The 26,703-nt window shown below is 66.6% G+C and carries 31 protein-coding genes and 1 riboswitch; of the genes, 13 read left to right on the top strand and 18 right to left on the bottom strand.

Going from position 1 to position 26,703, the window contains the following annotated elements; all coding sequences use genetic code 11:
- Nucleotides 1-12: 12 nt before the first annotated feature.
- From ACX80V_RS13190 to ACX80V_RS13170, 5 genes are all read right to left on the bottom strand, one after another.
- The gene (locus tag ACX80V_RS13190; RefSeq protein WP_485843511.1) at nucleotides 13-687 is read right to left on the bottom strand and encodes a hypothetical protein; all 675 of its coding nucleotides are present in this window, start codon (nucleotides 685-687) and stop codon (nucleotides 13-15) included.
- Nucleotides 688-755: 68 nt separating this feature from the next.
- Nucleotides 756-1,817 (bottom strand): sulfate/molybdate ABC transporter ATP-binding protein, encoded by a 1,062-nt coding sequence (locus ACX80V_RS13185; protein ID WP_485843510.1) that lies wholly within the window; start codon nucleotides 1,815-1,817, stop codon nucleotides 756-758.
- Nucleotides 1,814-2,680 (bottom strand): ABC transporter permease, encoded by an 867-nt coding sequence (locus ACX80V_RS13180; RefSeq protein WP_485843509.1) that lies wholly within the window; start codon nucleotides 2,678-2,680, stop codon nucleotides 1,814-1,816. Before ACX80V_RS13180 ends, ACX80V_RS13185 begins: the two co-directional genes overlap by 4 nt.
- A 22-nt stretch (nucleotides 2,681-2,702) precedes the next feature.
- The gene (modA, locus tag ACX80V_RS13175) at nucleotides 2,703-3,467 is read right to left on the bottom strand and encodes a molybdate ABC transporter substrate-binding protein (protein ID WP_485843552.1); all 765 of its coding nucleotides are present in this window, start codon (nucleotides 3,465-3,467) and stop codon (nucleotides 2,703-2,705) included.
- Between the two features lie 44 nt (nucleotides 3,468-3,511).
- Nucleotides 3,512-3,922: a TOBE domain-containing protein gene (locus tag ACX80V_RS13170; protein WP_056341185.1), complete on the bottom strand. Its 411-nt coding sequence runs from the start codon at nucleotides 3,920-3,922 to the stop codon at nucleotides 3,512-3,514.
- 180 nt (nucleotides 3,923-4,102) lie between these two features.
- Between ACX80V_RS13170 and ACX80V_RS13165 the strand changes: the two genes are divergently transcribed.
- From ACX80V_RS13165 to ACX80V_RS13155, 3 genes are read left to right on the top strand one after another with little or no spacing between them, the layout of a single operon-like run.
- Complete coding sequence (locus ACX80V_RS13165) at nucleotides 4,103-5,437, top strand: FAD-binding oxidoreductase (protein WP_485843508.1); 1,335 nt, start codon at nucleotides 4,103-4,105, stop codon at nucleotides 5,435-5,437.
- A 32-nt stretch (nucleotides 5,438-5,469) separates the two neighbouring features.
- The gene (locus tag ACX80V_RS13160; protein ID WP_485843507.1) at nucleotides 5,470-6,339 is read left to right on the top strand and encodes a DUF4031 domain-containing protein; all 870 of its coding nucleotides are present in this window, start codon (nucleotides 5,470-5,472) and stop codon (nucleotides 6,337-6,339) included.
- A gap of 59 nt (nucleotides 6,340-6,398) precedes the next feature.
- Entirely contained in the window at nucleotides 6,399-6,833 is a 435-nt protein-coding gene (locus tag ACX80V_RS13155) for a VOC family protein (protein ID WP_485843506.1), read from the top strand.
- Here the strand turns inward: ACX80V_RS13155 and ACX80V_RS13150 are convergent.
- From ACX80V_RS13150 to ACX80V_RS13140, 3 genes are all read right to left on the bottom strand, one after another.
- On the bottom strand, nucleotides 6,830-7,231 hold the full coding sequence (locus tag ACX80V_RS13150; RefSeq protein WP_104061535.1) for a YccF domain-containing protein: 402 nt from the start codon (nucleotides 7,229-7,231) through the stop codon (nucleotides 6,830-6,832). The genes ACX80V_RS13155 and ACX80V_RS13150 overlap by 4 nt on opposite strands.
- A gap of 104 nt (nucleotides 7,232-7,335) precedes the next feature.
- Nucleotides 7,336-7,935: a phosphoribosylanthranilate isomerase gene (locus ACX80V_RS13145; RefSeq protein WP_485843505.1), complete on the bottom strand. Its 600-nt coding sequence runs from the start codon at nucleotides 7,933-7,935 to the stop codon at nucleotides 7,336-7,338.
- A gap of 89 nt (nucleotides 7,936-8,024) precedes the next feature.
- On the bottom strand, nucleotides 8,025-8,864 hold the full coding sequence (locus ACX80V_RS13140; protein WP_485843504.1) for an aminoglycoside phosphotransferase family protein: 840 nt from the start codon (nucleotides 8,862-8,864) through the stop codon (nucleotides 8,025-8,027).
- A gap of 73 nt (nucleotides 8,865-8,937) precedes the next feature.
- Here ACX80V_RS13140 and ACX80V_RS13135 point away from each other — a divergent pair, with 73 nt between their 5' ends.
- The 4 genes from ACX80V_RS13135 (at nucleotide 8,938) to ACX80V_RS13120 (ending at nucleotide 11,074) form a co-directional block, all read left to right on the top strand.
- Nucleotides 8,938-9,603 carry a HutD/Ves family protein gene (locus ACX80V_RS13135; RefSeq protein ID WP_485843503.1) on the top strand — a complete coding sequence of 222 codons (666 nt, stop codon included), beginning with the start codon at nucleotides 8,938-8,940 and terminating at the stop codon, nucleotides 9,601-9,603.
- A gap of 84 nt (nucleotides 9,604-9,687) precedes the next feature.
- Nucleotides 9,688-10,218 carry a ferritin gene (locus ACX80V_RS13130; RefSeq protein ID WP_248763759.1) on the top strand — a complete coding sequence of 177 codons (531 nt, stop codon included), beginning with the start codon at nucleotides 9,688-9,690 and terminating at the stop codon, nucleotides 10,216-10,218.
- A gap of 95 nt (nucleotides 10,219-10,313) precedes the next feature.
- Nucleotides 10,314-10,379, top strand: a riboswitch (guanidine-III (ykkC-III) riboswitch).
- Between the two features lie 9 nt (nucleotides 10,380-10,388).
- On the top strand, nucleotides 10,389-10,712 hold the full coding sequence (locus ACX80V_RS13125; RefSeq protein ID WP_485843502.1) for a DMT family transporter: 324 nt from the start codon (nucleotides 10,389-10,391) through the stop codon (nucleotides 10,710-10,712).
- Nucleotides 10,712-11,074: a DMT family transporter gene (locus tag ACX80V_RS13120; protein WP_485843501.1), complete on the top strand. Its 363-nt coding sequence runs from the start codon at nucleotides 10,712-10,714 to the stop codon at nucleotides 11,072-11,074. The genes ACX80V_RS13125 and ACX80V_RS13120 overlap by 1 nt, the downstream gene beginning before the upstream one ends.
- On the opposite strand, the gene ACX80V_RS13115 is transcribed toward ACX80V_RS13120, so the two are convergent.
- From ACX80V_RS13115 to ACX80V_RS13095, 5 genes are all read right to left on the bottom strand, one after another.
- A complete protein-coding gene (locus ACX80V_RS13115) occupies nucleotides 11,052-11,834 on the bottom strand; it encodes a hypothetical protein (RefSeq protein ID WP_485843500.1) in 783 nt (260 codons plus the stop codon). The genes ACX80V_RS13120 and ACX80V_RS13115 overlap by 23 nt on opposite strands.
- Nucleotides 11,831-12,766: an ABC transporter ATP-binding protein gene (locus tag ACX80V_RS13110; RefSeq protein WP_485843499.1), complete on the bottom strand. Its 936-nt coding sequence runs from the start codon at nucleotides 12,764-12,766 to the stop codon at nucleotides 11,831-11,833. The genes ACX80V_RS13115 and ACX80V_RS13110 overlap by 4 nt, the downstream gene beginning before the upstream one ends.
- Complete coding sequence (locus ACX80V_RS13105; RefSeq protein WP_485843498.1) at nucleotides 12,750-13,433, bottom strand: CPBP family intramembrane glutamic endopeptidase; 684 nt, start codon at nucleotides 13,431-13,433, stop codon at nucleotides 12,750-12,752. Before ACX80V_RS13105 ends, ACX80V_RS13110 begins: the two co-directional genes overlap by 17 nt.
- Before the next feature lie 2 nt (nucleotides 13,434-13,435).
- Nucleotides 13,436-13,762, bottom strand: a complete 327-nt coding sequence (locus ACX80V_RS13100; RefSeq protein ID WP_485843497.1) for a hypothetical protein — start codon at nucleotides 13,760-13,762, stop codon at nucleotides 13,436-13,438.
- A 103-nt stretch (nucleotides 13,763-13,865) separates the two neighbouring features.
- Entirely contained in the window at nucleotides 13,866-14,312 is a 447-nt protein-coding gene (locus ACX80V_RS13095; RefSeq protein WP_485843496.1) for a hypothetical protein, read from the bottom strand.
- 190 nt (nucleotides 14,313-14,502) lie between these two features.
- Here ACX80V_RS13095 and ACX80V_RS13090 point away from each other — a divergent pair, with 190 nt between their 5' ends.
- From ACX80V_RS13090 to ACX80V_RS13080, 3 genes are all read left to right on the top strand, one after another.
- Entirely contained in the window at nucleotides 14,503-15,141 is a 639-nt protein-coding gene (locus tag ACX80V_RS13090) for a nucleoside/nucleotide kinase family protein (RefSeq protein ID WP_485843495.1), read from the top strand.
- Between the two features lie 86 nt (nucleotides 15,142-15,227).
- Nucleotides 15,228-16,223 carry an aldo/keto reductase gene (locus tag ACX80V_RS13085; protein WP_485843494.1) on the top strand — a complete coding sequence of 332 codons (996 nt, stop codon included), beginning with the start codon at nucleotides 15,228-15,230 and terminating at the stop codon, nucleotides 16,221-16,223.
- A gap of 10 nt (nucleotides 16,224-16,233) precedes the next feature.
- Entirely contained in the window at nucleotides 16,234-16,884 is a 651-nt protein-coding gene (locus tag ACX80V_RS13080; RefSeq protein WP_485843493.1) for an MBL fold metallo-hydrolase, read from the top strand.
- Nucleotides 16,885-17,017: 133 nt separating this feature from the next.
- Here ACX80V_RS13080 and ACX80V_RS13075 read toward each other — a convergent pair whose 3' ends face one another.
- Complete coding sequence (locus tag ACX80V_RS13075; protein ID WP_485843492.1) at nucleotides 17,018-18,949, bottom strand: DEAD/DEAH box helicase; 1,932 nt, start codon at nucleotides 18,947-18,949, stop codon at nucleotides 17,018-17,020.
- 325 nt (nucleotides 18,950-19,274) lie between these two features.
- Between ACX80V_RS13075 and ACX80V_RS13070 the strand changes: the two genes are divergently transcribed.
- Nucleotides 19,275-20,000 carry an SAM-dependent methyltransferase gene (locus ACX80V_RS13070; RefSeq protein ID WP_485843491.1) on the top strand — a complete coding sequence of 242 codons (726 nt, stop codon included), beginning with the start codon at nucleotides 19,275-19,277 and terminating at the stop codon, nucleotides 19,998-20,000.
- Nucleotides 20,001-20,067: 67 nt separating this feature from the next.
- Here ACX80V_RS13070 and ACX80V_RS13065 read toward each other — a convergent pair whose 3' ends face one another.
- Entirely contained in the window at nucleotides 20,068-21,450 is a 1,383-nt protein-coding gene (locus tag ACX80V_RS13065) for an MFS transporter (protein WP_485843490.1), read from the bottom strand.
- Nucleotide 21,451: 1 nt separating this feature from the next.
- Nucleotides 21,452-22,792: an MFS transporter gene (locus ACX80V_RS13060; protein ID WP_485843489.1), complete on the bottom strand. Its 1,341-nt coding sequence runs from the start codon at nucleotides 22,790-22,792 to the stop codon at nucleotides 21,452-21,454.
- A gap of 124 nt (nucleotides 22,793-22,916) precedes the next feature.
- Between ACX80V_RS13060 and ACX80V_RS13055 the strand changes: the two genes are divergently transcribed.
- Together ACX80V_RS13055 and trmB are read left to right on the top strand one after the other, a co-directional pair.
- Complete coding sequence (locus tag ACX80V_RS13055) at nucleotides 22,917-23,312, top strand: hypothetical protein (RefSeq protein ID WP_485843488.1); 396 nt, start codon at nucleotides 22,917-22,919, stop codon at nucleotides 23,310-23,312.
- Between the two features lie 116 nt (nucleotides 23,313-23,428).
- Nucleotides 23,429-24,352, top strand: a complete 924-nt coding sequence (gene trmB, locus ACX80V_RS13050; protein ID WP_485843487.1) for a tRNA (guanosine(46)-N7)-methyltransferase TrmB — start codon at nucleotides 23,429-23,431, stop codon at nucleotides 24,350-24,352.
- A 72-nt stretch (nucleotides 24,353-24,424) separates the two neighbouring features.
- Here trmB and ACX80V_RS13045 read toward each other — a convergent pair whose 3' ends face one another.
- Both ACX80V_RS13045 and ACX80V_RS13040 read right to left on the bottom strand, forming a co-directional pair.
- A complete protein-coding gene (locus ACX80V_RS13045; protein ID WP_058930916.1) occupies nucleotides 24,425-24,871 on the bottom strand; it encodes a hypothetical protein in 447 nt (148 codons plus the stop codon).
- A 63-nt stretch (nucleotides 24,872-24,934) separates the two neighbouring features.
- Complete coding sequence (locus ACX80V_RS13040; RefSeq protein WP_485843486.1) at nucleotides 24,935-26,527, bottom strand: hypothetical protein; 1,593 nt, start codon at nucleotides 26,525-26,527, stop codon at nucleotides 24,935-24,937.
- Between the last annotated feature and the right edge of the window lie 176 nt (nucleotides 26,528-26,703).

Here is a 26,703-nt window from a genome sequence, read left to right as displayed (position 1 = left end):
TCTGCGGCCGGTTTAGGGCATTGCCGGATAGCCGGCCGCAGGCTTGGTTTCGATGTAGTTGATCACCAGGAACTCCCCCGCCGGGACAAGTTCCACATACCAGCGGGTGGGCTTGTCCAGGTCCTCCCAGCTGCCCTGCCCGGCAACGGTGGGGCGGTAGACGGCGTCGAACTTCAGGAACGTGCCGCTGTCCGTGGCGCTCGAATCGATCTCCTGCAGCAGCGCAAACGTGCCGCGCCCGCCCGTCTCAGGCCCGGCCGTCCGGACCGCCGCCAGGTTCTGCTGGTTCATCACCCTCACCGCCGCGAAATATTCCTGCCACGCGACGTCGCTGTGGGTGGTGAACAGGGTGCTCGAATAGGCCTCCGCGTTTTTCGCCGCGAGATCGGCGACGCAGTTTGCCGGCACAGCCGTGCCCGGGCTCCACGCCGTGACCAGCTCGGAGCCGGCGTTGAGCCAGCCGCTGTAGGCGTTCAGGACGCTGCCGATGGTTTCGCGCGGCGTGCCCTTGGGGATCCGGACCGGCGACACGTCGTCCCGGCCCACAAACGGGCAATCCGGCGGAAGCACGGACGCGGGCGTTGCCGGGGCGATGTCCGGCAGCGGCGTCGGCGGCGGGAACAGGCTGCACCCGGACAGGCCCGCCAGCAGCGCCAGGACGGCAGCCGCCGTCGTAATTTTCTTCATGGTTCTCCCCCAATACCGCCGCCGCGTCCGGACGACGCTGACCAGCCTACCCGCGCATTCCCGCCCCTTCAGCCCGGGTAGATGGCCACGGCACCGGCCTTGATTACGAAATACACCTGCATGCCCGGCGCCAACCCGAGATCTACAGAGGCAGCCGGAGTGATGTCCGCGCTCAGCTGCCCGCCCTCCCCGGCGCGGACCCGGATCCCGTCCCCGTGGGGCTCCAGGTCGGTAATGGTCACGGCGAAGGAGTTCCGCGGGCTGCCATGCGCTTCGGTGAGGAAAACGGAAACGGCCGACGGCGGGAAGACAGCCACGCCCGGCTGTCCGGTGAGGAGCGGGCCGTCTACGTCGTGGTGGCCATAGAGGTTGAGGGCGCCGGCCCGCAGACCGTGTTCGGTCAGGTGGCCGGCCACAAAGTTGAGTCCGGCGAGTCCGGCCGCGAACCGGCTGCGCGGGCGCTGGAGGATGTCCCGCGTTGGGCCTTCCTCGCTGATCCGCCCGTTTTCGAGGATGACCACCCGGTCGGCCAGCATCAGGGCATCGAGGACGTCGTGCGTGATGATGATGGCGCGCCGGCCCGTCAGAACGCGCTTGAGCAGGCGCCGGAGCAGCGGCGCGGCATGGATATCCAACGCGGCCATCGGTTCATCCAGGAGCAGGAGGCCGGGGGCGGCAGCGAGCGCCCGCGCCACCGCAACGCGCTGCGCCTGGCCGCCGGAAAGCTCGGCCGGGCGGCGAGACTGCAGCTCCGTCGCCTCGACTTCCGCGAGCCACCGCAGGGCGGACTCCCGCGCGGCCGGCTTCGAAGCCCCCGCACTCCGGGGCCCGAAGGCCACGTTCTCCAGCACGCTCAGGTGCGGGAAAAGCAGCGGTTCCTGGGCCAGGAGCGCCGTGCCGCGCCGGTGGGGAGCCGTCCATTCGCCACGCCCGGCGGTGAGGTCGAACAGGGTCCTGCCGTCCAGTAGGGCCGTGCCCGAGTCCGGGTGCAGCAGGCCCGCGATGACGTTCAGCAGGGTCGATTTGCCCGCGCCGTTGGCTCCCATGACGGCCACCGTTTCGGCCGGCCCCACCGCGAGGGAGACGTCAAACCCACGGCCAGCCACGGCGGCCTGAACCGAGAACGTCACCGGACCGCACCTCCTCCCTGGGCCGGCGCCGTCGTCGTGCCTTCCCTGCTAAGCGCGGGGGCCCGTTCGGCGGCGCGGGGACTGCGGTACGCGAGCGCCACCACGGCAACCGCCACCGCCACGAGGACCAGGGAAAGCGCGACGGCGGCATCGGCGTCCGTTTCCCGCTGCAGGTAGATTTCCAGCGGCAGGGTCCGGGTCACCCCCTGCAGGCTGCCGGCGAACGTGAGCGTGGCGCCGAATTCGCCCAGGCTGCGCGCGAAGGACAGCACCGCGCCGGACGCCAGTCCCGGCAGCACGAGCGGGAGGGTGACCCTGCGGAGCACTGTGGTGGGCCCGGCGCCGAGCGTCGCCGCCACCGCTTCGTACCGGTTCCCGGCGGTCCGCAGGGCACCCTCGAGGCTGACCACCAGGAACGGAAGGGCCACAAACGTCTGGGCCAGGATGACCGCCGTCGTCGAAAAGGCGATCTGCAGGCCAGCCACTTCCAGCGTCCGGCCCAGCAGCCCCTGCCGCCCGAACGTGTACAGGAGCGCGATGCCGCCCACCACCGGCGGAAGCACCAGCGGCAGCAGGACCAGTGAGCGGAGGACGCGCTGGCCGGGGAAGCTGCCGCGGGCCAGGACCAGGGCGAGCGGCACACCCAGCACGATGCAGAGGACGGTGCTGGCCGCGGATGTGCGCAGGCTCAACCCAAGGGCCTGCAGCGACGCTTCCGAGGTGATCAGCGGGATGAACTGGGTCCAGTTGACCTTGCCCACCATGGCCGCCAGCGGCAGCACCACGAACAGTCCGCCGGCAGCCGCGAGGACGTAAATCCAGCGTGGGACGCCGCCGTACCCGCCGTTCCTGGCCTGTCTCATGGTCTCCTTGGGGGCCGCGTGCTTACGGTGCGCCGAAGCCGGCCTCGCCGAGGGTTTTCTGCCCGTCGGCGCCGGTCACCATGGCGATGAAGGCTGCCGCCAGTTCCTGGTTCCGGCTCGAGCCTACTGCGGCGATGGGATAGGTATTGACTGCCTTGCCGGATTCGTCGAACGGGATTCCCTTGACCTTGCCGCCGGCGCCTTTGACGTCGGTGACGTAGACCAGGCCGGCGTCGGCCTCGCCCGAGGTGACCTTGCCCAGGACGTCCGTCACCGATGACTCCTCGCTGACCGGCGAGAGGGTCACGCCCGCGGCCTTTTCCACCGTGTCCGCGGCCGCCCCGCACGGAACCTGGCTGGCACAGACAACCACCTTGACGCCTGGCTTGGCCAGGTCGGCGAAGGACGCGATCGACGCCGGGTTGGACGGCGGGACGGCGATCTCCAGGACGTTGGTGGCGAAGTTCTTCGCGGTCCCGTCCAGGAGCTTGGGATCGGCCAGTTTGGTCATGTTCTTGGTGTCGGCGGAGGCAAAAACATCGGCCGGTGCGCCCTGGGTGATCTGGGTGACCAGGTCCGAGGAGCCGGCGAAGCTCAATACGATTTTGGTGCCGGGGTTCTTCGCCTCGAAGTCGCTGGCCAGTTGGGTGAACGTGGCCTTGAGCGACGCGGCTGCGAAGACCGTGATGGTCCCCGAGACCTGACCGGCGGCGCCCGGGGACTGCGACGCGGCGGACTGTGTGGCCGCGGGCGTCGTAGCCGGTGCGCACGCGGCGAGGCCCAGCATGAGGGCGGCCGTGATGATGGTGGCGCTGGCGTGTTTGCGGGTGCTCAAATGATGCTCTTTCCATGCGGGGTTTCGATGATGACTGTGGTTGCTTTGACCACCGCTGTGGCCACGGAGCCGAGTTCCAAGCCCAGGTCCCGGACGGCTTCGCTGCTCATCAGCGACACCACCCGGAACGGCCCGCACTGGAGTTCCACCTGGGCCATGACCTTGTCCGCAGTGATGCCCGTGACCAGGCCCACGAACCTGTTGCGCGCCGAACTCCCTGAGCGGTGCGGGTCCTCGGGAAGCTGCGCGAGCTTCTGGGCGTGCCTGGCCAGCTCCAGGCCGTCCACGGCCAGCCGGCCGGCGTCGTCCTTGACGGGGGTAAGGCTGCCGTTCTCAGTCCAGCGCCGGACGGTGTCGTCACTGACGCCAAGGAACCGCGCGGCTTCGGATACGCGAATAGTGGGCATTTCATGATCCTAGTCCGCATTTGCGGGTTTTCTTAGTAGTTTTCGCCGCGTATCAGAATATGACTTTGCCGCTTCTTCGCTCCCGCTCGTGGCATCAGTTGGGCTGCCTCTGGAAGGTGGTGGGCCGAAGTCCTACGCTATGTGGAGGGGAGGGGCCGCAGTCGCTGAGGAGCGTTTGTGATGAAGTGGATCAGGCCTGACAGCCCCGACTATGACCCGGCCCGGAAAATCTTCAACGCCATGATTGACCGGCGTCCGGCGGTCATTGCCCAGTGTTCCAATGATGCGGACGTGGCCGAAGCCCTACGCTATGGCCGGGAGAATTCCCTCGCCATTGCTGTCCGCGCCGGCGGCCACTCAGTGGCCGGCATGTCCATGAACAACGACGGCCTGGTGATCGATGTCCGGCCCATGAAGTCAATCGATGTGGACCCCGAATCCGGCATCGTCACCGTGGGGGCCGGCGTGACCTGGGGCGAGTTCGATCACGCCACCCAGGAACATGCCCTGGCCGTGACGGGCGGGCGGGCCTCCACCACCGGAGTGGCCGGTTTCACCTTGGGCGGCGGCTCCGGGTGGCTGGAGCGGTCCTTCGGATTCGCGTGCGACAGCCTCGTCTCGGTGGACCTGGTGACGGCCGACGGCGAGCGCGTCACCGCGAGTGCGCGGGAAAACCCGGAACTCTTCTGGGCCCTCCATGGCGGCGGCGGCAATTTCGGCGTGGCCACGTCCTTCACGTTCCAGGCGCACCGGCTTGGCCCGGTGGTCCACGCCGGGTTTTGGCTGTGGCCCGGGGAGGCGGCCACTGATGTTTCCCGGGCGTTCCGGGACCTGGCTCTGGCCGCCCCTGATGGCGTGGGCCTGGGGCTCCTGTATTTCACTGCGCCGCCGGAGCCGTTTGTTCCGGAGCACCTGGTGGGAAAGATGGCCACCCTCATCGCGTACGTCTACGCGGGTGAGCCCGAGGAGGGCTCCGAACATGCCCGGCCGTTCCGCGAGCTCGGGCCGGCCGTTGACCTGGTGGCTGACACACCGTATGCAGAGTTCAACGGCTCCATCGACGATCCGCCGGACCACTACAACTACTGGAGCGCGGACTACCACGACGAACTTCCCGATGCGGCCCTGGACCTGTTTGTGGAGTCGGCCCGGAACCTGCCCGATGCCACGTCCCAGCAGCTCATCGCCCGCTGGGGCGGCGCCGTGGGCGGGAACGCTGGGGCGGCCACGCCGTTGATCAATCGAAACGCGGCCTGGGTGAGCCACCCCTACGGCATCTCGCCAACGCCCGAGGAAGGCGAGCTGGCCAAGGCCTGGGTGAAGGACTTCCGCGGCAAAATTGCGCCCTATGCCTCGGGCGGGGTGTGGCTAAATTTCATCGGCAACGAAGGCCAGGAGCGCATCCGGGCCGCGTTCGGAAACGGGAATTACGCGCGGCTGGCCAGGGTCAAGCGGGACTTCGATCCGCGGAACGTTTTCCAAGGAAACCAGAACATCCTGCCGGCCGGCTCCTGACCGGCCCCGGAGAGCCGCACTAGACTTCCCCCATGGCGATTTACCTTGATCCGCCGCTGTGGCCCGCCCACGGCACGCACTTTTCGCACCTCATCTCGGACACGTCGCTGGCGGAACTGCACGCCTTCGCTGCCGCGGCCGGCATCCCGGACCGGGCGTTCGACGGCGACCATTACGACGTCGCCGAGCGCCGGTTTGACGACCTGGCGGCCGCGGGCGCCATCCCGGTGGAAGCCCGGATCCTGGTCCGCAAGCTCATCGCCAGCCGGCTGCGCATCCCGGCCCGGCAGCGCAACAAGTCACTCAAGGTCCCGCTGCTGAAACGCTGGGAAGCCATCATGCCGGGTCATGACGCCCTCTTCCTGGACCTGCTGGACCGCTGGAGCGAGGATCACCGCCGGTATCACGGCTGCACGCACCTGCTGGCAGTTTTGGAGGCCTTGGACCTGCTCGTGGACCCCGCAGATCCGCCGCGGACCGTGCTGCTCGCAGCCTGGTTCCACGATGCCGTGTACCGCGGGGTTGCCGGTCAGGACGAAGAGGAATCGGCCCGTCTCGCCGAAGATCGTCTCGCGGACGCCGGTCTCCCGGCCGACGATATAGACGAGGTGGCGCGGCTGGTGCGGCTGACATCGGACCACCGCTCGGAGCCAGGGGACGACGACGGGGCACTCCTGTGCGACGCGGACCTGTCAGTCCTCGGCGGCGAACCTGAGCCGTACGCCCGGTATGTGGCGGCTGTCCGGGAAGACTACGCGCACATCGGCGACGCCGACTTCGCAGCCGGCCGCGCCGCCGTCGTCCGTCACCTGCTGGAACTGGACCCTCTGTTCCACAGCGACCGCGCACGGGAGCTGTGGCTCGATGCCGCCCGCCGGAACCTGCGGGGCGAGCTGGCCTGACTCTTCGCGCAACCGCCAGGAGCCTTTACGGGCGACCCGGCCGGTGCAAGACTGCTCGGATGAACCTGCGCATCCAAGCCGTCAGCATCGATTCAACCGACCCCAAAGTGCCAGCCGATTTCTGGGAGAAGGCCCTGGGCTGGCGCCGCACCTACGAGGTGGAAGACGAAATCGTGCTGGAGCCGCCCGCAGGCAGCCCGGCCGACGGCGTCAGCCCGGACCTGCTGTTCGTGAAGGTGCCGGAGCAGAAGGAGATCAAGAACAGGCTGCACCTGGACCTGCGTCCGGATGACCAGGCCGAGGAGGTGCAGCGGCTGGAAGCCCTTGGCGCGTCGCGCATTTCTGTCGGGCAGGGGCCGGAGGTGACCTGGGTGGTCATGGCTGACCCGGACGGCAACGAATTCTGCGTGCTGCGGGCGCTCCGGTCAGAGGAGCTCGAAGCCCAGGGACTAGTCCCCGGGTATACCGAAACCCCGGGGAAGGCCGCCGGCTAACGGTACGCGGTAACGAACGGGCTGTTGGTGGGAACGATCTGCTTGCCCAGCGGCATCAGGCTGACCGGGATGAGCTTGAGGTTGGCGATGGCCAGCGGGATGCCGATGATGGTGACCGCCATGGCAAAGGCTGTGACCACGTGGCCGATCGCGATCCAGATGCCGGCCACCACCAGCCAGATGACATTCCCCAGCAGCGGGAAAACGCCCGTTCCGCCCGGCTTGTCCACCACCATGCGCCCGAACGGCCAGAGCGTGTACGCCGCAATCCGGAACGACGCGATGCCCCACGGAATGGTGACGATGAGCAAGCAGCAGATGATGCCGGCCAGGAAATAGCCCAGGGCAAGCCAGAGTCCGCCGAAAACCAGCCAGATGATGTTGAGCAGAGTCTTCATCTGTCCATTGTGCCCCGCGGGGTCTGACAAAAACGTAGGGGTCTGCCCTGATTGGCCCCTGATCTTCGGCCTCGGAACTTGGACCCTAAAACCTGGACCGGGCCTCAGCCCTTGGCGGCCTTCACGAAGGCCCGGATCTTCTCCAGGTCCTTCACGCCACGGGAAACCTCGACGCCGGAGCTGACGTCCACGCCCCAGGCGCCTGAGGCTGCGGTGGCGTGCGCCACGGTGTCCGGATCCAATCCGCCAGCCAGCAGCCACTTGCGGTCCTGGAGCGCCGTCACGTCCACCATGGAGGCGTAGTCCCAGGCTTCTCCGGAGCCGGGCACGGCGGCATCAATCAACAGGATTTCCTCGCCCCAGTCGGCGAACGCCTCCGCAGTGGCTGCCATGGTGACCGCCCTGATCAGCTTCATGCCGGCGTCGTGCACTGTTGTGACGTCCTGCAGGGTGAGGTCCGCATGGAGTTGGACCCACTGGAGTCCGGCGGCACGGGCGATGGCAATGGCATCGGCGACAGGTTCATGCCGGAAAACGCCGATGGCAAGCACCCCTTCCGGCACATCGGCTAGAAGAGTGGAAACCTGCGACGGCGAGACCACCCGCGGGCTGGCCGTCAGGACAAAGCCGACGGCGTCCGCCCCGGCCTTCACGGCCTCACGGACGGATTCGGGCGTACTGAGACCACAGACTTTGACGAACATTTCCGGCTCCTTCAGGCTGTCTTGGTGACGTCCCCCGGGAGGAGATTAGCAGGGAAGTGCCCCCTGCGCCGATGTGGGCCGGTTCCATTTCAGGCGCCGGACAGCAAACGCTCCACCATGATGCGGCCTGTCTGTTCAAACGCGGCGTCGCCCACCTGGTTGGCCCACACCACCGTGCCGATGGCGTGGTTCAGGTTCTCCAGCCGCCAAACGTCTAATTCCGCCGGTCCCACCGTTTTGCCCAGGCCGGCATGGAACGCGTCCGCCAGGTCGGCCCGGTGGACGAACTGCTGGTGGCTGATGCGCACCAGATCGTGCACCCACGGACGCAGTTCGGCTCGGCCAAAGTCGATCACCTTGATCTGACCGTTGTCCTGCAGCCAGTTCCTTGGCTGGTAATCGCCGTGCGTTGCCACGAGCTGCACCACGCCCGGCTGCAGTGCCTCCAGCTCCCGCTCAAAGCTATCCAGATGCGTTTCGGGCAGCAGTCCGTGGGCGCGGTCCATCCACGCCCTGGTCTTTGCCGTGAGGGCTTCTGCATAAGTGGACGATTCCCCGGCGGGCCGGTGAATCGTCGCCAGCAGCTCCCCCGCCTGGCGGTACGTTTCCGGCTCATCCTCGGCCGGTGTCCCCTCAACCCGGATCCCCGGCAGGAATTCCGTCACCAGGATCCCGGCCTTCGCCGAGGCATGGCGCAACGTGGGGACCCGGCCGTGAAGCCCGTCGAACCCGCCGGCATGGGCGCCGATCTCGCGGTGGATATGGTGGCTTGTGGTGCTCGCCTTGACGATGAATCCTTCGCCCAACGGCGTGACTACGTGGAGGACATTGGTGTCCTGCAGGGGCCAGGAGTAATCCCGCACCACACTGAATTCCCCAAGCCAGGACGTCAGCAGCCGGCTCTGTTCCTCGGTGATCCCCTGGCGCATTTGCCCAGCATGCCACGCGTGGCGGGGTCGCCCAAACACTGGAGAGGACGCCCAAACAAACTAGGCTGGTCCGATGGAGATCATCCGCTTCGCAGAACTCAGGTCCGAACCGTGGCGCAACGGCGGCGGGGTGACCCGGGAGCTTGCCAGCCACCCGAAGGCCGCCTCGGCGCAGGACGGCGCCTGGGATTGGCGCGTCAGCATCGCCGACGTCAGCAAGTCCGGGGATTTCTCGGCGTTCCCGGGCATGGAACGCGTGCTGACCGTGATCGACGGGGAACTCCTCCTGCTCACCGTGGACGGCGACGAACACCCGCTGGAGAAGTACCGGCCGTTCAGGTTCTCCGGCGAAGCTGCCGCGCACGGGGCCCTGCCCACCGGGGACATCCGCGACCTGAATGTCATCGCCCGGACGGGTTCGTTCAAGGGCTTCACGTCCATCATCGAGCTCTCCAAAAAGCGCGCACACCCGGTTTTTGAGGGCCAGCTCGCAGTGCTGCTGCAGGGCCAGGCCACCGTCAGCGCTGGCAACCTCAGCGTCAGCGTCAGCGCGGAAGCCGCGGAGGCCGCGGGAGCCGCTGCCGCCGCAGAAGCCGACGCCGAGGAAGCTGCCCCCAGCCCCACGGAACCCGAGGCACTCAACAGGTATGACGCCGTCGTCGGCTCCGATACCGGGACCCCCGAAATCCTGGGCCGCGGCTTCCTGGCCGTGGTTTCAATCGACCGCGTGACTGCCTGATCCAGCGCTGCAGGCTAGCCTCGCCTTCGTTATCTGAGCCTTTCCAGACTGGTCAGCGGCGCGGGGCGCTCCTAGACTCTGGCTATGACTTCCACACCCTTTAATGCGCTCCTGTCCACCCAGATCGGCAACGAATTCGCGGCCTCGCAGCAGTACATTGCCGTGGCCACCTGGTTCGCCAACCAGGACCTCCCGCAGCTGGCCCGCTACTTCTACCGGCAGTCGGTGGAGGAGCGGAACCACGCCATGATGATGGTGCAGTACATGCTGGACCGCGACATTGAATTCACCATCCCGGGCGTCCCCACCGTGCGCAACGACTTCTCCTCCGTGACCGAGCCGCTGGCCCTGGCGCTGGAGCAGGAGAAGGAAGTGACAGCCGCGATCGAGGCCCTGTTCCGCGCCGCCCGTTCCGAGGACGACGCCCTGGGCGAGCAGTTTATGCTGTGGTTCCTGAAGGAGCAGGTGGAGGAGGTCGCCGCCATGACCACCCTCTTTAACATCGCCGAGCGCGCGGACAACCTGTTCGACATCGAGAACTTCATCGCCCGCGAAACGGTGGGCAACGGGGGCCGCGACTCCTCCGCGCCTGAGACTGCCGGCGGCGCTCTCTAAGGTCCTGCCCCGCCCCTACCTACTTGGGCCGGAACCCCGGCGGTGAGGTTGGCCACCAACCCGGCCACCCGCCGTCGGGCGTTGCTATGCTGGAAACAAGGCTCCGCACAGGACCCTCCGGACGACGGTTCAGTACCCGGCACGCGACAAGACTGGCCAAAGGATCTGTCATGTCGTGGTTAATTCTCATTCTTTCCGGGGCGCTGGAGGCCGTCTGGGCCGCAGCTCTGCACCGGACATTCCAGGCCTCCGGCCGACGCCGGCTCGCGCCTGCCCTCCTCTTCCTGGTCTCCGTCCTCGCCAGCATGGCCGGCCTCGCCATCGCCATGCAGTCCATCCCCACCGGCACCGCGTACGCCGTGTGGGTGGGCGTGGGCGTGGTGCTGACGTCCGCCTACGCGATCACCATCAGGGCGGAACGTCCGACGACGGCGCGCCTGCTGCTGCTCACCGGCATCGCCGCGTGCGTGGTTGGCCTGAAGGTGGTGGCGTAATGAATAAGCGTTCTGCTGCCTGGCTGATGCTGCTGGCTTCTGCCGTGCTGGAAGCCGTCTGGGCCACCGCCTTGGGCCTGTCCGACGGTTTCACCCGGCCCCTGCCCACACTTGTCTTCACCGTGACGGCCACCCTGAGCATGATCGGCCTTGGCCTGGCCATCCGCAGCATCCCGCTCGGCACGGCCTACGCCGTCTGGGTGGGGATCGGCGCTGCCCTGACGGTGGGCTGGGCGATGGCCACCGGCGTCGAACCCTTCAGTGTCATGAAGGTGCTGTTCATCGGGGGGATTGTGGCCTGCGCCGCCGGGCTGAAGGCGCTGCCGGCTGGCAGGAACACTACGCCTCGCTCTTCTCCGTAATCCACCAGCCGATGCCGAGGGGAATCAGGTACCAGAGGGTTAGGGACGACGCCACTTCCAGCGCCGTGGGTGCATCCGGTCCACCGATCAGCGCACCCAGCGCCGTAATGGTGCTGAGGTAGCCGCTGGCATCCGGCAGGAGGGTGAGGATGAGTCCGTTGCCCACAAGGCTGACCAGGATGACGGCGACGATTGCCAGCGCGGTCCGGCGGATCGCCGCGGCGAGGGCCACACCGAACATGGTGCTCAGCAAGCAGGAGGCCAGGCCGGTTGCCAGTTCCTGCCCTACACCGTCGAATGCACCAGCGGCACCTGGTCCGGCACCGGCCAGGGCGGCAGCCACAACAGAGGACAGCAGGAACACAAAAACCTGGAGGGCAAGGGCCAGGACGGCGGCAGCGAGGACCTTGGCCCAGAACTGCGAGGTCCTGCCCCGCAGCAGCGGGTAGTAAACCAGCGTTGTCCGGTACGCGGTGTCGGACGTCATCCCCAGGATGCCGATGAGCGGCATCGCCAGCGCCGTGAAAAGCCCGATGCTCCCGGCCAGGCTGGCGAAGGTGACGGGGGTGCCTTGTCCGGATCCGACAACTGCCAGCCCAACCACCAGCGCCACGGCAATGACAGCGAGCACTGCGAAGATCGCCAGCGAACTGCGTGTGTCCACCAGCTTGCGGACTTCGAAAGCAACCAGTCGCGCAAACCCGACTTGCCGGTCCCTGCCGTTCCGGACGGGCGTTTGCTGGAGGGTGTGCTGGCTCATCGGATCTGCTCCAGGTTGTTGTTGCGGCTGCTGAATTCCCCGGACGTCAAGGCAAGGAATTTCTCCTCGAGCGCTGACTCCGTGATGTTGGACAGATGCGTCAGCACCACCCCGTACTCAAGGCATGCCCGGCCAATGTCCTCGGGCGTGGCGTCAACCAGAAATTCCCGCCCGGAAAGGTCAAAGCCCCACCCACTCCTCCTGCAGACTTCCGTGAGGCGCTCCGGTTCGACGGCGGTGGCCTTGGTCCTGGAGCTGACGCTGAACTCTGCGGCGGTGCCGGAGGCGACGATCCGCCCGCGGTCGATAATGACAATGTGGTCCGCCACTGCCTGCATGTCGCGGAGAAGGTGGCTGGAGAGCAGCACGGTGCCGCCCTGGGCGCTGAAATGCTTCAGGAAGTTCCGGACCCAAAGCGCACCATCGGCGTCGAGTCCGTTGGTGGGCTCATCCATGACCAGGAACTGGGGTCCGGCGAGCAGGGCCATGCCGAGGACCAGCCGCTGCCGCATCCCCAGGGACAGCGAGCCCACCCGCTTTCTCCGCACTGACTCAAGGCCCGCAACGCTGAGGGCATTTTCGACGGCGGAGCGCGGCGCGCCCAGCAGCATTGCGTTCAGCTTCAGGGTCTCCTGCAACGAGCGGCCCGGGTGCAATGCCGTGGGGTCCAGGACGAAGCCGATGGTGCGTCCCGGGTTTTCCAGGTCCTGGCGCCGGTGTCCGTTGAAAAGGACTTCGCCGGCGTCAGCGCGGGTCAGGCCGGCCGCAACGCGCAGCGTGGTTGATTTGCCCGCTCCGTTCGGCCCGAGGAATCCAGTGATGGATCCCCGCGGGCAGTCAAAGCTGACGGAGTCCACCACGTTCCGCCCGGCGTATGCCTTGGTGACCCCCGCGAAGGAAATCCCTGAAACAGCCTCAGACGCTAACCCCAATGGACAATTCCTTCCGTATACGTAAGCGCAGCGCCAGTAACAACGCCGCCAGGACCAGGACAAGGTCCGCCATGAAGTAGCCCATGTGGCCCTGCTGACCGATGACCACCATGGCGTGCCACAGCAGATTGGATAAAACGTGGAGGGCAACTGCCAGCCAAATCCCCCCGGAAGCCATCACCAAAGCTGTGGCGGCTATCGCAAAACACAGCTTGTCGATCAGCAGGATATCCAGTGATGGCATATGGGCGGCAACAAAAACAATAATACCAAATATGGCAGTTGTCATATTGCGCCATTTTTTCTGGAAGTGCGCCAATAACACAAAAGGTGCAAAGCGGAAAACCAATTCTTCGCCCAGCGCCACGAGAATTATCCCGGCGAAGAGGGAAACTCCTGCCACTCCGCGGTTACTAATAAGGTGGCTGATTATTAGGCAGGCGGCGGCTGCGGCGGGAATCCCCCACACGGAACGGTGCCGCCCGGCTGACGGCCCACAGTCGTTCCCGTAAAGCCACCACACGCCGGCGAACAGCACTGTCGCCGCCATCCAGGTCCAGGCCTCCGGCGCTACCGGCGATGCTGGGTCCAGGAACCCTGCGAGGGCCCCGGCGACGAGGATGGTGCCGCCATGGAACGCGACGAGGTACAGGGCCTTCGGGCGCATGGTCAGGCCGCTGCCCCCATGAGCCGCCCAATGAAGCGCAGTGTCCCAAAAACAAGCGTCCCGAAGCTGGACAAGGCAACGGCAAGGCCAATCCAGTGCGAATACTGCCTGTATCCGTGGCTGGCGACAATACCAACTATGGCCGCGATGAACCCAGCGAAGTAGATCAGGTCGAAGAACTCAAAGCGGATGAGGCAGGTCAGAGCCCCCGAAACGGCCAGCACCGTGAAAGCCAGGAACCGTCGAAGGGAAGTTTTCTTGGCGACCGTGGCGCCATTGACCTGCATGGTGTCGCTCTGGCCGCGCCAGTTGTTCTGTTCCAATTTCATAGCGCTTTCGTTCGAAGCTGTTGTTGGGGGCAAGCTGGCACGGCGGCGTGGATCCCCGCCGCCGTGCCGGCTTTACCTCAGTCCTGCAGGGAATCCCTGCAGGCTACCAACCGAAGAGGTAATGCCGCAGGGCCTCGAAGATCGCTCCGACACCTGCTCCGGCGACCTGTTCGATCGACCAGCGGATCCAGCCCGCGAGGCTGTTCCACCAGTTCAGGAAGGCACCCCAGCCGGCTTTAACAGCGTTGACGAGACTGTTCCAGAGCCAGCCCACGTTGTTCTTGATCCAGCTGACAACCGGACCAATGTTGATCCGCTTTTCACCTGACGCCGTGGTGCCCGGAGCCACATCCGTGGCGCCTGTCAGTGCCGAGGCAGTGCCTGACGGCAACCTGGGTTCCCGCGTTTCGAGCGAGGTCGCGCTGTAGGAGGACATGGCCGGCGCAGCCTGCGCCGCCGAAACAGATACAACCCCGCCGAGCAGAATGCCCGGGATCAGTGCAGCGCCAATGATTGCCTTGCGGGCAAACGGCAACTTTCTCTTCAACATGTAATTCCCCCAAATATTCACATTCAATCAATTAGTCGGGCGCGACCTCGTTGAAGGTATCACTAAAGACGTTTGATTAACCGCAGTTTTTGTGACTTGCGATTCGCTCGATTCTTTTGATATGGGCAGAAGGACGCATTCTTCCCTCACTTCATTGGGCCAATTCCGGCCTCCGGTTTAGGCTTTTGCCATGGACTCCCCCGAAGTACAGCAGGCACTCGACGCCCTGCAGCACAGGCTTGACGGCGGCCGGCGGCTACTCCTGGGCATCACGGGCGCACCCGGCTCCGGCAAGTCCACGTTCGCGGCCCGGCTGCAGCGGGAGTTCGGCCCTGATACCGCCGTCGTGGTGCCGATGGACGGATTCCACCTGGGCAACGCGATCATCAACGGCACACCGCTGCGGCAGCGCAAGGGCGCAATGGACACGTTCGACGTCGGCGGCTATCTCTCGCTGTTGCGGCGGGTTGTGCGGCGGGATGAGGCGGTGGTGTACGCGCCCGAGTTCCGGCGGACTTTGGACGAACCGGTGGCCGCGTCCATCGCAGTCCCCGCGTCCGTGCCGCTGGTGATCACCGAGGGAAACTATCTGCTGGCGGAGACACCTGAGTGGAAGGATGTCCGGGCGCAGCTGGATGAGGTCTGGTTCATGGATTCCCCTCCCGCGCTGCGGCTTGCCCGGCTGGTGGACCGGCACGTGGAGTTCGGTATGGAGCGGGCCGCAGCGGAGGCATGGGCGGCGGGCCCGGATGAGGCCAACGCGGTGATGATCGAGGCCACGCGCCGGGGCGCCGACCGGATCATCCCGTGGGGCCAGGACACCGGCTAGGAATACAGGACACCCTCTAGGAATACTGGGGCAAGGGCCGGGGTTCTTGGCTGGGACGAGAATCCACAAACGAATGGAGAGCACTCATGACTGCACCATTGGTACACCTCGGCGACGGCCTCAACGTCAGCCCCCTGGGTTTCGGCGGCATGGCCCTCACCCCGGTCTACGGCGAAGTTGACCCGCACGAGGCCCTCAAAACCCTGCACCATGCGGTGGATGCCGGCGTCAGCTTCATTGACACCGCGGACATCTACGGCGGAGGCAGCAACGAGCAACTCATCGCGCAGCTGCTCAAGGACCGGCGGGGTGAAGTGCAGCTCGCCACCAAGTTTTCCCTGGTGGGCTCGCCGGCTGATGGCTACACGGATGTCCGGGGAGATGCCGCCTACGTCCGGCAGGCTGTCGACGCCAGCCTAAAGCGGCTTGGCACGGACGTGATCGACCTCTACTACATGCACCGCCGTGACCTCCGCGTTCCGATTGTGGAAACCGTGGAGGCCATGGCGGGGCTGGTGCAGCAGGGCAAGGTCAAACACCTTGGCCTGTCAGAGGTGACCGCGCAGGAGCTGGCCGAAGCCCACTCCGTGCACCCCATCGCCGCGGTCCAAAGCGAATGGTCCATCTGGAGCCGCGACGTGGAACGCAACGTAGTTCCGGCCGCGGCCAGCCTGGGCGTGGGCTTTGTGCCGTATTCGCCACTGGGCCGGGGATTCCTCACCGGCACGGTGGACGCTTCCAGCCTGGGAGCCAACGACTTCCGACGCCGGATCCCGCGGTTCGCCGCGGACGCCTTTGACGCGAACCAGGGAGTCGTGGCCGCCGTGCGGTCGGTCGCGGCCGAGCTGTCCGCAACGCCCGCCCAGGTTGCACTCGCGTGGCTGCTGGAGCAGGGCAAACGGCGGGGACTGGCCGTGGTCCCCATCCCCGGCACCCGCAAGACGCACCGGATCGACGAAAACCTGGGCGCACTGTCCCTGGACCTGACCCCGGCGCAACTGGAGGCGCTGGACCAGGCTGCGGACGCCGTCGTCGGCTCCCGCTCGGCGGACCCCAACTGGGTGTCACAGGGGCGTGAATAAACTGAAGCCCATGGACACGCTCATTCACGACCTCCGCGACATCACCATCCGCAGCATCTCCGTCAGCGAGATGAACAACAACGTGTACCTGCTGACCGCGAAAGCCAGCGGCGCACAGCTGCTGATTGATGCCGCGGACGACCTTCCGGCCATCCAGGCGATGCTGCAGGACGCCGCTGCGGATACCTCGGCCACAACCAAACTGGCGCAGATTGCAACGACGCACCAGCATTGGGACCACGTCCGGGCACTGCCGGCGTTGGTGGCAGCCACGGGCGCCCCAACCGTTGCCGGAAAGGACGACGCCGAGGCGCTGCCAGTGCCCGTGGACCGGCTCCTGGAGCACGGGGACACCTGCGCCGTGGACGGCTTCGAGCTCACCGCCGTGCACCTGCGCGGCCATACCCCGGGATCGATCGCGTTTGTGTACCAGGACCTGGACGGGCCTGCCCACATTTTCAGCGGGGATTCGTTGTTCCCGGGCGGCGTGGGCAACACCCAGAATGATCCCGAGCGGTTCACGTCGCTGCTGGACGATGTCACCGCGCGGTTGTTCGAGGCCTACCCGGATGACACATTGGTGCACCCGGGCCACGGCAGCCCCACCACTCTCGGCGCGGAACGCCCGCACCTTGAGGAGTGGCGCGCCCGCGGCTGGTAACTTTCGCTACGCTTTCAGGCTGGCGCTGCGCTTCGTGATTTGCGCTACGCGAAATGCCGGTCGCTGCGGATATATCCGTCGCGGCCGGCATTCTGCGTATCGCCAGCTACTTTACGTAGCGAAAACACGAATCTTAGCGGCTGCGGCGTTCGTTCGAGGCCGGAGCCGACGCGCGGCGGGGACCGCTGCGTGCCGGACGGCCACTGCCGCCACCGTTACCGGCGTACGAGCCACCGGACGTGCCGCCGGTGTTGGAGGACCAAACAGCCTTGTTGCCGGCATTGCCGCCGTTGCCGCCGTTGCCCGAGTTGCCTGTGGAGGCTCCGGCGCGCTGGCCGGATCCACCCGTGCGGGCACCTGCACCGGCGCCTGCGGTGCGGGCCCCGGCTGCGCGCTGGCCCGTTGCCGGACGTCCGCCGCGCTGTCCGCCAGTGGTAGCCGGACGTCCCGTGCCGCCACGGGGGGCATCGCTGCGGGTAACGCGTGAATCGGAACGGCCGTCTGAACCGCGGCCAGCCGCTGCACGGCCACCTGCTGCGGGGACGTCGTTGCGGTGCGTGGAGCCTGTGGCGCCGTGGCCGCGGGAATTGCGGCGAGCAGCAGCTGCTGCAATGGCGCGGTCCTCGTTCTGCTCGGCTACACGGTCAAATGCTGCCCGTGCCTCGGTGCGGCCTTCGTAGGCAACAGCGCGGCGCTCGGCGCGCGGAAGATCGGTGCGGGTCGGCTCAGCGGAGACGCGTCCACGTCCACCACGGCCGCCACGGCCACCGGCGGTGGGGCCTTCCTGGCTGCGGCGGGCGCGCTTGCGCTCGGCGTTGGCACCAGTGGAGGTGCCGCCACCCTGCTGTGCGGACTTCTTGGCGAGAAGAGCGGCGCGCGTGCGCGGATCGATCTTGTCGGCCATTTCGCCCACGAGCTCAGCAACCAGCGGGGAGTTGGCGGTGACGCGCTCGAAGTTAACCTCGACGCCGGCAGCCTTCATCAGCTTCTTGACGTCGGACTGCTGCTCCGGGAGGGTCAGCGTGACAACGGTGCCGTCCGAACCTGCGCGGGCCGTACGGCCTGAGCGGTGGAGGTATGCCTTGTGCTCTGTGGGCGGATCCACGTGGATCACCAGTTCGACGTCGTCCACGTGGACGCCGCGGGCTGCGACGTCGGTGGCCACCAGGACGCGGACGTCACCGGAGGAAAACTCGGCCAGGTTGCGGTCCCGGGCGTTCTGCGAGAGGTTGCCGTGCAGATCGACGGCGGGGATCCCGGCGTCGGTCAGGGTCTTGGCCAGCTTGCGGGCGTGGTGCTTGGTCCGCATAAAGAGGACGCGGCGGCCGGCGCCTGAGGCGAGCTCAACGATCAGCTGCTTCTTGACGGTCTGGTCGTTGACCACCAGGACGTGGTGTTCCATGGTGGTCACGGCGGCCTGTGATTCGTCCACGGCGTGGGTCAGCGGGTTGGACAGGTAGCGCTGGACGATCTTGTCCACGCCGTTGTCCAGGGTGGCGGAGAACAGCAGGCGCTGGCCCTGGCTGGGGGTCATGTCCATGAGCTTCTTGACCACCGGGAGGAAGCCGAGGTCGGCCATGTGGTCGGCCTCGTCCAGTACGGTGATCTCGACGCCTTCGAGGGTCAGGATGCGCTGGCGGATCAGGTCCTCCAGGCGGCCCGGGCAGGCGATGACGATGTCGACGCCGGCGCGCAGTGCCTTTTCCTGGCGGGCCTGGGAGATGCCGCCGTAGATCACGGTGGTGGTCAGGCCCATGGCCTTGGCCATCGGCTCGATGGTGGCATTGATCTGGGTGGCCAGTTCACGGGTCGGCGCAAGGACCAGGCCCATGGGGCGGCCGGGCTTGCGGAAGTGCTTCGCTTCCCGCTCAGCGAGTCGTGCTACAAGCGGGATGGCGAAAGCGATGGTCTTGCCGGAGCCGGTGCGGCCGCGGCCCAGGACGTCGCGTCCGGCCAGGGTGTCCGGGAGGGTCTTGACCTGGATGGGGAACGGCTCAACAATTCCCTGTGCGGTGAGGGTGTCGGCAAGTTCTTTGGGCGTGCCGAGGGCAGCAAAAGTAGTCATATATTTCATGGTCTTTCAGGCGGTATCCGTGCGGATATCGGCCCCCGATGCCGGTTGGCTCAAGGGTTTCGCCGAAGAAAAGTCAGGTGATCAACCGTGCTGCTGCCCAATTCTGGGCGGCGGCTGGGACCAAATGGAACGCGTTCATCGACGCAGGATGTGCCTCTCACATGAAAAAACCCGCTTCCCAAATGAAGGGACGAGCGGGCATCACTGCACATCAAGTCCCCTAAGCGTACCATCCCCGCGCCTTGGCCTCTTTCAGGCAGGTGGTGCTGGGGGGCTGGCGTTGCCTTTGGGTGCCCGGCAGGCGCAGGCTTGAGGCATGACTGAACAGGGCGCGGACCACCACCACACAACGGACGACGGCGGCACCCGGCTGGGGGATACACCGCAGCGCAGTGCCGCCGAGGCGTGGGACGAAAGGTACCGGAGTAAGCCTAAATTCTGGAGCGGCAAGCCAAACCCCCAGTTGCTGCGCGAAGGCGCGGGACTGAGGCCGGGCAAGGCCCTGGACCTGGGCTGCGGCGAAGGTGCCGACGCCATCTGGCTCGCCCAGCAGGGCTGGACCGTCACCGCCGTCGACGTTTCCGCCGTCGCGCTGGAACGGGCTGCCACCCACGAAAAGGATGCCTTGGACCGCGAGAGCGTGCACGCCGAGGGCGCCGGTGAAATTCCCAGCCGCATCCACTGGCAACAGTGCGACCTGAACGAGTGGCAGCCCACGGCAACCTTCGATCTGGTGACCTCCCAGTTCCTGCATTCCCCGCATCTGGCGTGGCAGGGTCCGTTGCGGACGGCGGCTGCGGCGGTCAAGCCGGGTGGCACGCTGCTGATCGTGGGCCATCATCCGGACCACCTGCCGCCGTGGGGAAACCACACCAGACCGGAGATGTTCTACACCCCGGCGCAGCTCGTGGCGGAGCTCGGCCTGGACTCGCCGGACTGGCAGCTGGAGGTCAACACCACGCGGGAGCGGACGGCTTCGGGTCCGGACGGCGAGGAAGCCATCATCGGCGACACCGTACTCCGCGCCACCCGGCTGGCTTGAGTTTTTGTCCAGATAAAGCGCCTTCCCGGGCGCGCAACTCGGATTATGTGGACAAAAACTCCGGCGGTCAGCGGGAAACCCGCGGCGCCACCGCAACCGCGGCGACGGCCACCACCGCCGTCAGTGCGAAGACCCCCGCGAACGATTCCGCCGTCGTCGTAAATGCCGCGAACACGATGCCCGTGGCGGCGAGCGCCAGCGCCCCGCCCAGCGAGTCCGAGATGGACATCGCCGAGCTGTTGAAGCCTTCGTTTTCCTTGGTGGACATGGCGAGCGTCATCACGCTGAGCCGCGGATACAGCAGCCCCATGCCGCCGCCGGCGAAGAGCCAGCCGGCAATCGCGACGGCGGCAGGCCAGTGGAGCGCCGACGTCGCCAACGTGAGGAGAATGGCTCCCAGCACCAGCGCTGAGCCGATGCGCACCGCCGCCCGGTGCTTCAGCCGGGTGCCGAGGCGGCCCTGAATGGCGGCCGCGGCTGCCCACGACAACGCGCCTCCGGTGAGTGCCAGGCCGGCGAACGTCGGCGGGAACTGGTACTCCTCGATCAGCAGGTACGGCAGGTAGACCTCGGCGCCGAAGAATGCGGCGGACGCCAGGCCGCGGGTCAGGATCACGCTGGGCAGGCCGCGGCGGGCGAGCAGTGTTCCGTGCGGTACCAGCGGCCGCACGGCTACGAGGGCACTCACGACGGCGGCCGCGGCCAGGAGTGCCGGGGCTGCGGGAATGCCCGCGATAGTGACTCCGGCGGAGAGGTTCAGGCCCAGCACAGCGAGCGCGGCGAGCGCCGCCCAGGCCAGGCGGCCCAGCGCCCAGGGCGGGACCGTGGCCTGCTCAGAAGGCCGGTCGATGCCGCGGAGCACCGGAACAATCATCACGAGGGCGGGCACTACCAGGCCCACCACGCCCAGGAACACCCAGTGCCAGCTCAGGACCTCCGCCACGATGCCGGCCGCGAACGGGCCCACCAGGGACGGGATCACCCACGCGGCCGAGAAGGCGGCAAAGATCCCCGGGTGCAGGACGGCCGGGTAGACGCGGGCAACCACCACGTAGAGCGCAACCGTCAGCGCACCGCCGCCAAGCCCCTGCACCAGGCGGCCCGCAACCAGCATGGGCATGGACACGGCCGTGCCCGCGATGATCAGGCCCAGCACGAACAACGCCACGGAGGCGTACAGCGGGACTGTTGGGCCGCGGCGGTCCGACCAGTTTCCGGCCGCCACCATGCCGATCACGCCCGTGGCCAGCGGACCGGCGAAGGCCAGCGCATACAGGCTGGCGCCGTCGAGCTCGCGGCTGACGACGGGCATGATGGTGGTCACGGCGAGCGATTCGAAGGCCGCGAGGAACACCAGGGCACATGCGCCGATGGTCACCCACAGGTACGGTCGCTGCAGGATCCCGGCTGTGGTGGCGGAATGCGTGGCCGGCAGGGCGGAATCGGGCACGCTAATGGCCCGATCGGCTGGAGCCGCCGATGTAGCGGTTCCGGCCCGCGCGGTAACCGAACACCGCGGCCAGCGAACCGACCACCAGGAACAGCACCCCGGCGGCCGTGAACGATCCCGTGGCCTGGTGCAGCTGGCCCACCATCAGCGTGCCGGTGGAACCCAGCCCGTAGCCCACGCCCTGCATCATCCCGGACAGGTGCGCCGCCGTGTGCCCGTCGCGGGTCCGCAGCATGATCATGGTCAGGGCCACCGCGGTGAGGCTTCCCTGCCCCAGGCCCAGCAGCCCGGTCCACACCCAAATGAGTTCCAGGGGTCCGAAGATGCTCAGCGCAAACCCGCCGCCGGTCATTAGCGCCACCACTACAGCGATGGCCCGCTGGTCACGGAACCTCGCCGCCAGTGCAGGGGCAAACAGCGAACCAGTCATCTGGAGCACGATAGAAACAGAGACCATCAGGCCGGCCGTGCCGCCGTCCACGCCGCGTTCGCGCAGGATCGGCGCCAGCCAGGCAAAAACGCTGAAGGACATCATGGCCTGCAGCACCATAAAGATGGTCACCTGCCACGCCACCGCCGAACGCCACACGTTGACGCCGAGGTTGGCGGCCTGGTGCCGGACGGGGTGCTGGCGCAGCGCCACCGGAAGGAACAGCAAAAGTACGACGGCGGCAGGAACGGCCCAGAACCACAGTGCCGAGGCCCACTCCCCCGTCGCCGTGAAGACCGGGTAGGTAAAGCCGGCGCCGAGAGCGGCCGACGCGCAGATGGCCGTGGTGTACAGGCCGCCCATGAGACCCAGCCGGTGCGGGAAATCGCGCTTCACCAGCCCTGGCAGCAGCACGTTGCACAGGGCGATGGCGGCACCGCAGGCAGCAGTTCCCGCCAGCAAGGTTGGGAGGTGCCCGGCAGCGGGAACCAGGCCGCCGATGTCCGCGGGCCGCAGCAGCAGCCCTGCCGTAAGTACTGCCATGGCACCAAGAAGGACGCGTTCGGCGCCGAACCGGCGGGCCAGGACAGGGGCAAGCGGCGCGAAGACGCCCAGGAGTGTGACGGGCACGGTGGTGAGCACCACGACCGCCCAGCCCGGCAGGCCGGCGTCGGACGTGATCTCCGGAAGAACCGCGGCGAAACTGGAGAAAACCGTGCGGAGGTTCAGCCCGATAAGCACCAGGCAGAGGCCCAGGTACACGAGCGCGCGTCGGCTGCCCTGCGGGCTCTCCGGACCGCTGCCCGACTGGCCCGGAAGGCGCGTCGGGGCGGCTGGGGGGATGTCGTCGATTTCGGCGTCGATCAGCAGTCCAGGCACGTCAACGTTGTCAGCACGGGTCACGGGACCCATTCTGTCAGGCTTCGTTGCCACGCGGAGTTATCCACATAGACCAGAAAAGGGCTGGATGCCCGCCTGGAGCGACCCTACCGTGGGATCAGCATGCGGTACCCAGCCATAACATTCGGGAGAAGCCATGAGCCTCGCACCATTGCACGATCCGTCCATTGCGTCCGCCCCGGCCTCGCCGAAGGCGCATGGCAGTGGCGAGGGCACAGCCAGCCTCGCTTTCAGCCTCATCGCCCCGGCGAGCATGTTTCTGACTGTGCCCTTCAGCCTATTGGCGGCCTTCTTTACGAGGCCTTCGGAAGGGCCTGGCCGGCTGGACTGGGTCGCACCGTTGGTGCTGTGGAGCTATCCGGCGCTGTTTGGCCTGCTCGCAGTGACGCTCGGCATTGTTTCGCTCCGCGTATTTGTGCGTCGGTCAAACGGTTGGCGGGCTGGTGTGGCTGCGTTGTGGATATCGGCGGCCGAGGTTGCCGTGGGCCTGGTGCTCGTGCTCAGGGACGGGGACTTTATGATCCTCTTCTGAGATTTCATTTCCTTTCCGACCTCGCAGGGCGACCATTTTCGCGTTCCATCGCGTCCCGTTCGAGGCTCAGGTGAGTGCCCAAGCCGTGGGCGTGGGCCCCGGGTATTCTGGAAGGGATGAGCGAATCCCCAGAATCTCCCCAGCCTCCGCATGTCCCGCGCCCGGTGACGCCCGGTACCCAGGCGTCTTTCGGCACTTACGGCGGCAGGCCGGTGAGCTTTGTGCGCCGCGGAACCCGCCTCCAGGGGCGCCGTCAGACGGCCTGGGAAGAGCACTCGGACCGGTGGGCGCTGGACGTCCCCCGGCACATTGCGAACACGTCAGTCCACCCGGACTACACCTTCGACGCTGAGGCCGAGTTCGGCCGCAAGGCACCTCTGATCGTGGAAATCGGTTCGGGGCTGGGCGATGCCATCTGCCACGCGGCCGAGGAAAACCCGGACACGAACTTCCTGGCGGTCGAGGTCTATACACCGGGGCTGGCCAACACCATCATCAAGATCAACAGCCGCGGGCTGAACAACGTCCGGGTGGTGGAAGCCAACGCGCCCGAGGTCCTGGCCACCATGCTGCCGGCAGGATCCGTCAGCGAGCTTTGGGTGTTCTTTCCCGATCCCTGGCACAAGTCACGGCACCACAAGCGCCGCCTCATCCAGCCGGAGTTCGCCGAACTGGCGGCACGTGCACTCACCAAGGGCGGACTGTGGCGGGTCGCCACGGACTGGTCCAACTACGCTGTCCACGTCCGCGACGTCCTCGCGGACTCCCCAGACTTCGAAAACCTCCACACCGGCGAGCGCCACGGCCCGGAAAGTCCGCTCACCCAGGTGTGGCAATCCGGCGTCGAAACCCTGGTGGGCGGCGCGCCCGTCCGCGAAGGCCGGGCGCCGGTGAGTACCGCGCATACAGGTCCCAACGAGGGTGTTGATGAAACGGGCGGCTGGGCGCCACGCTTTGAAGGCCGGATCCGCACGAGTTTCGAGGCGAAGGCCCACGAGGCCGGCCGGCTGATCTTCGACCTCTGCTACCGCCGGCGCTGAGCCTTGAAATGTAAGTAGCGCCAACTGCCGTTTTGAAGGCTCAAAACGGCAGTTAGCGCTACTTAGTTGGGGTCAGTTCACGCTGATGGAGGCGACGATCTCCTTGAGCATCCCCAGCCGCGGCTCGATCTCCGGGTTCACGTACGGCCAGATCACCACAACACCGATGAAGCGGTTGTTCTCCCAAACACCCACAGTGGCCGCGACCCTCGCCTCGCCTGCCGGATCCGTGTATCCAACCACGACGGCGTACGAGGACTTACCGGGTACGTTCAGTTCGCCTTCGGTGAGGATGGTCCCGGCCCGGTCTTCAAGGTAGAAGCCTGACATCAGGTGTGCCCAGCCGTTAGCCTGCGCGGCGCCGGTCACGGAGGTGTCGTCCTTGATGACCGTCACCAGGACACCGCCCAGCAGGCCATACTGCTCGGTGTTTGGCCCGGCGGCGGAGTCCTCCAGAACCTGGGTGTGCTCGGGGAAGTCTGCCGTGAATCCCAGCGGGGACTCGATATGAACTGACATGGTTGCTCCTTAGCGGTAAGTCTTGGCTGGGCTGGCTGGCACGTGCGGATCCGGCACGGGACGTCAGAGCTTCTCGAGCTTGGTGTCGTTCGGGACCTTATAGTACGTGGACACGTTGGTGGTTGCCTTGTTCTCGGTTTTGACCTCCACCTCGCCGGCCTTGAGGTCAACGCCGAACTCGTTGGATGCTGTCACCACACTGTTCACCTGGACCGTGGCGGAACCTGCCGCGTAGAGCTTGGCGGCGTCGTGGCCGGCCGCAACCGTGTCTCCCAACGCCATATTGCGCATGTAGCTATCGATCACAGGCGCGTTCTCCGGTGAGTACTCAACATTGATCTTCACGGTGCCCTGAGTGCCCACTGTCACGCTGGACTCAGCCTTTGCGCCCTGGAGGTCGACACCCGTGCTGGCGCCCGCGGCAACCGTGCCCTCCATGGATACGGCGACCGATTCCATGTTGCCGTTCTTATCCAGGTTCACTTCCAGGCCGCCCTTGCCCGAGGCCTCGAACACCTTGCCGTCAAGGTCCAGCTTGCCCTGGGCCGACACCTCGGCGCTGGCGGTGGCCGTGCCGTCCGTCAGGTTCCGCTCGTAGGCAAGATCCAGCTTCGCCGAGCCCGAAGCCGGGCCGGATTCACCTTTGGCTTCGAGGGAGAGGGTTCCCTTGGCTTTGTCGTCGTGGCCGGTGGAGCCGTTGTCGTCCGCAGCATCGTTGATGGTGTCCAGGACGTAGCTAGGCGGGTTGCCTGCCACGTCCTTGATCTCACCGACGCTGTCCGGCGGGAGATCCGTGTAAATCTGGTTGCGGGCGGCCATGGCCTCCTCCAGGCTGCCGAATTTGTACTCGCGCGAGGCCTCTCCGTTCAGCGTGACCCCGGCCGTTCCGGTGGTGTCGTTCACTCCTACGCCCACGTTCCCGTAGACCTTCATGGTGGCCGAACCGTCTGCATTCTCTACGACGACGGTGCCTACCTCCGCGCCGGCGTGGAACCAGGCAACCCGGGCATCAAGGGAGGCCGTGCCAGACTCCGTGTATACAGGAGTTTCTGTCTTGGCGAGTTCCCGGAGGTGGGCGCTCGCCTGATCCTGGGCGGACAGGGGAATCCCGCCATCCATCCTCATGAGGTCCTCGGCGAACGGGCCGTTCTCGTCTTCGCCTTCGATCAGGTATTTCCGGTCCGCCTCGGACAGGCTGGCCCACCACTTGGCTTGCTCTTCCGGGCCGGCCTTGAGCATGTCATCCATGCCCTGCTTCAGATCCTGGCGATGGGCCTCAGCCGCTGCTGCCTTCGCTACCTGTTCCTCCAGCCAGTTCTGGGCGCGGCTGCCCAAGTCCTTGATTTTGTCCAGGACGCTGGTCCCGCCACCGCCACTGCTGCCGCCGGCGGTAGCGGCAGAGGACTGTTCCTGTTCGTTTGCGTGCTGCAGGAGGAGCTTGGAGTTGTGGCGGAGGCTGGATGCCACCCGCTCCAGGCTGGGGCGGTGGTTGCCGGACCAGTCCTGCCGGAACAGCTCGCCGTCGGCACCCTTCCATGGCGCGGACTGAATCTGGCCCTGCAGGGAGCTGGCCCGGCTGCTGAGCAGCGCGGCCGCCTTGTCAACGGCCTTCGCCAGCTCCCGCAGCTGGCTGACGTCCGCGCCGTAAAAAGTCATGGTGTCTCCCCCGGAGAGTATTACGAGTTAGTTCTATCGCTGGACATATCGTCGCATGGTGGCAATTCTCCCGCGATGGGGAACACTCCCCATCGCCGGGCACACCAACGCACACGCAGTTGCTGTCGGTCCGCGGTGCGCAAAAGTTGCTACTGTTCGCGGCCGGCCTCGCGTGG

Source organism: Pseudarthrobacter arbutini, assembly GCF_054510915.1.
Note: the sequence above shows the minus strand (reverse complement) of the source record. Positions and strands in the feature narration are given on the sequence as shown.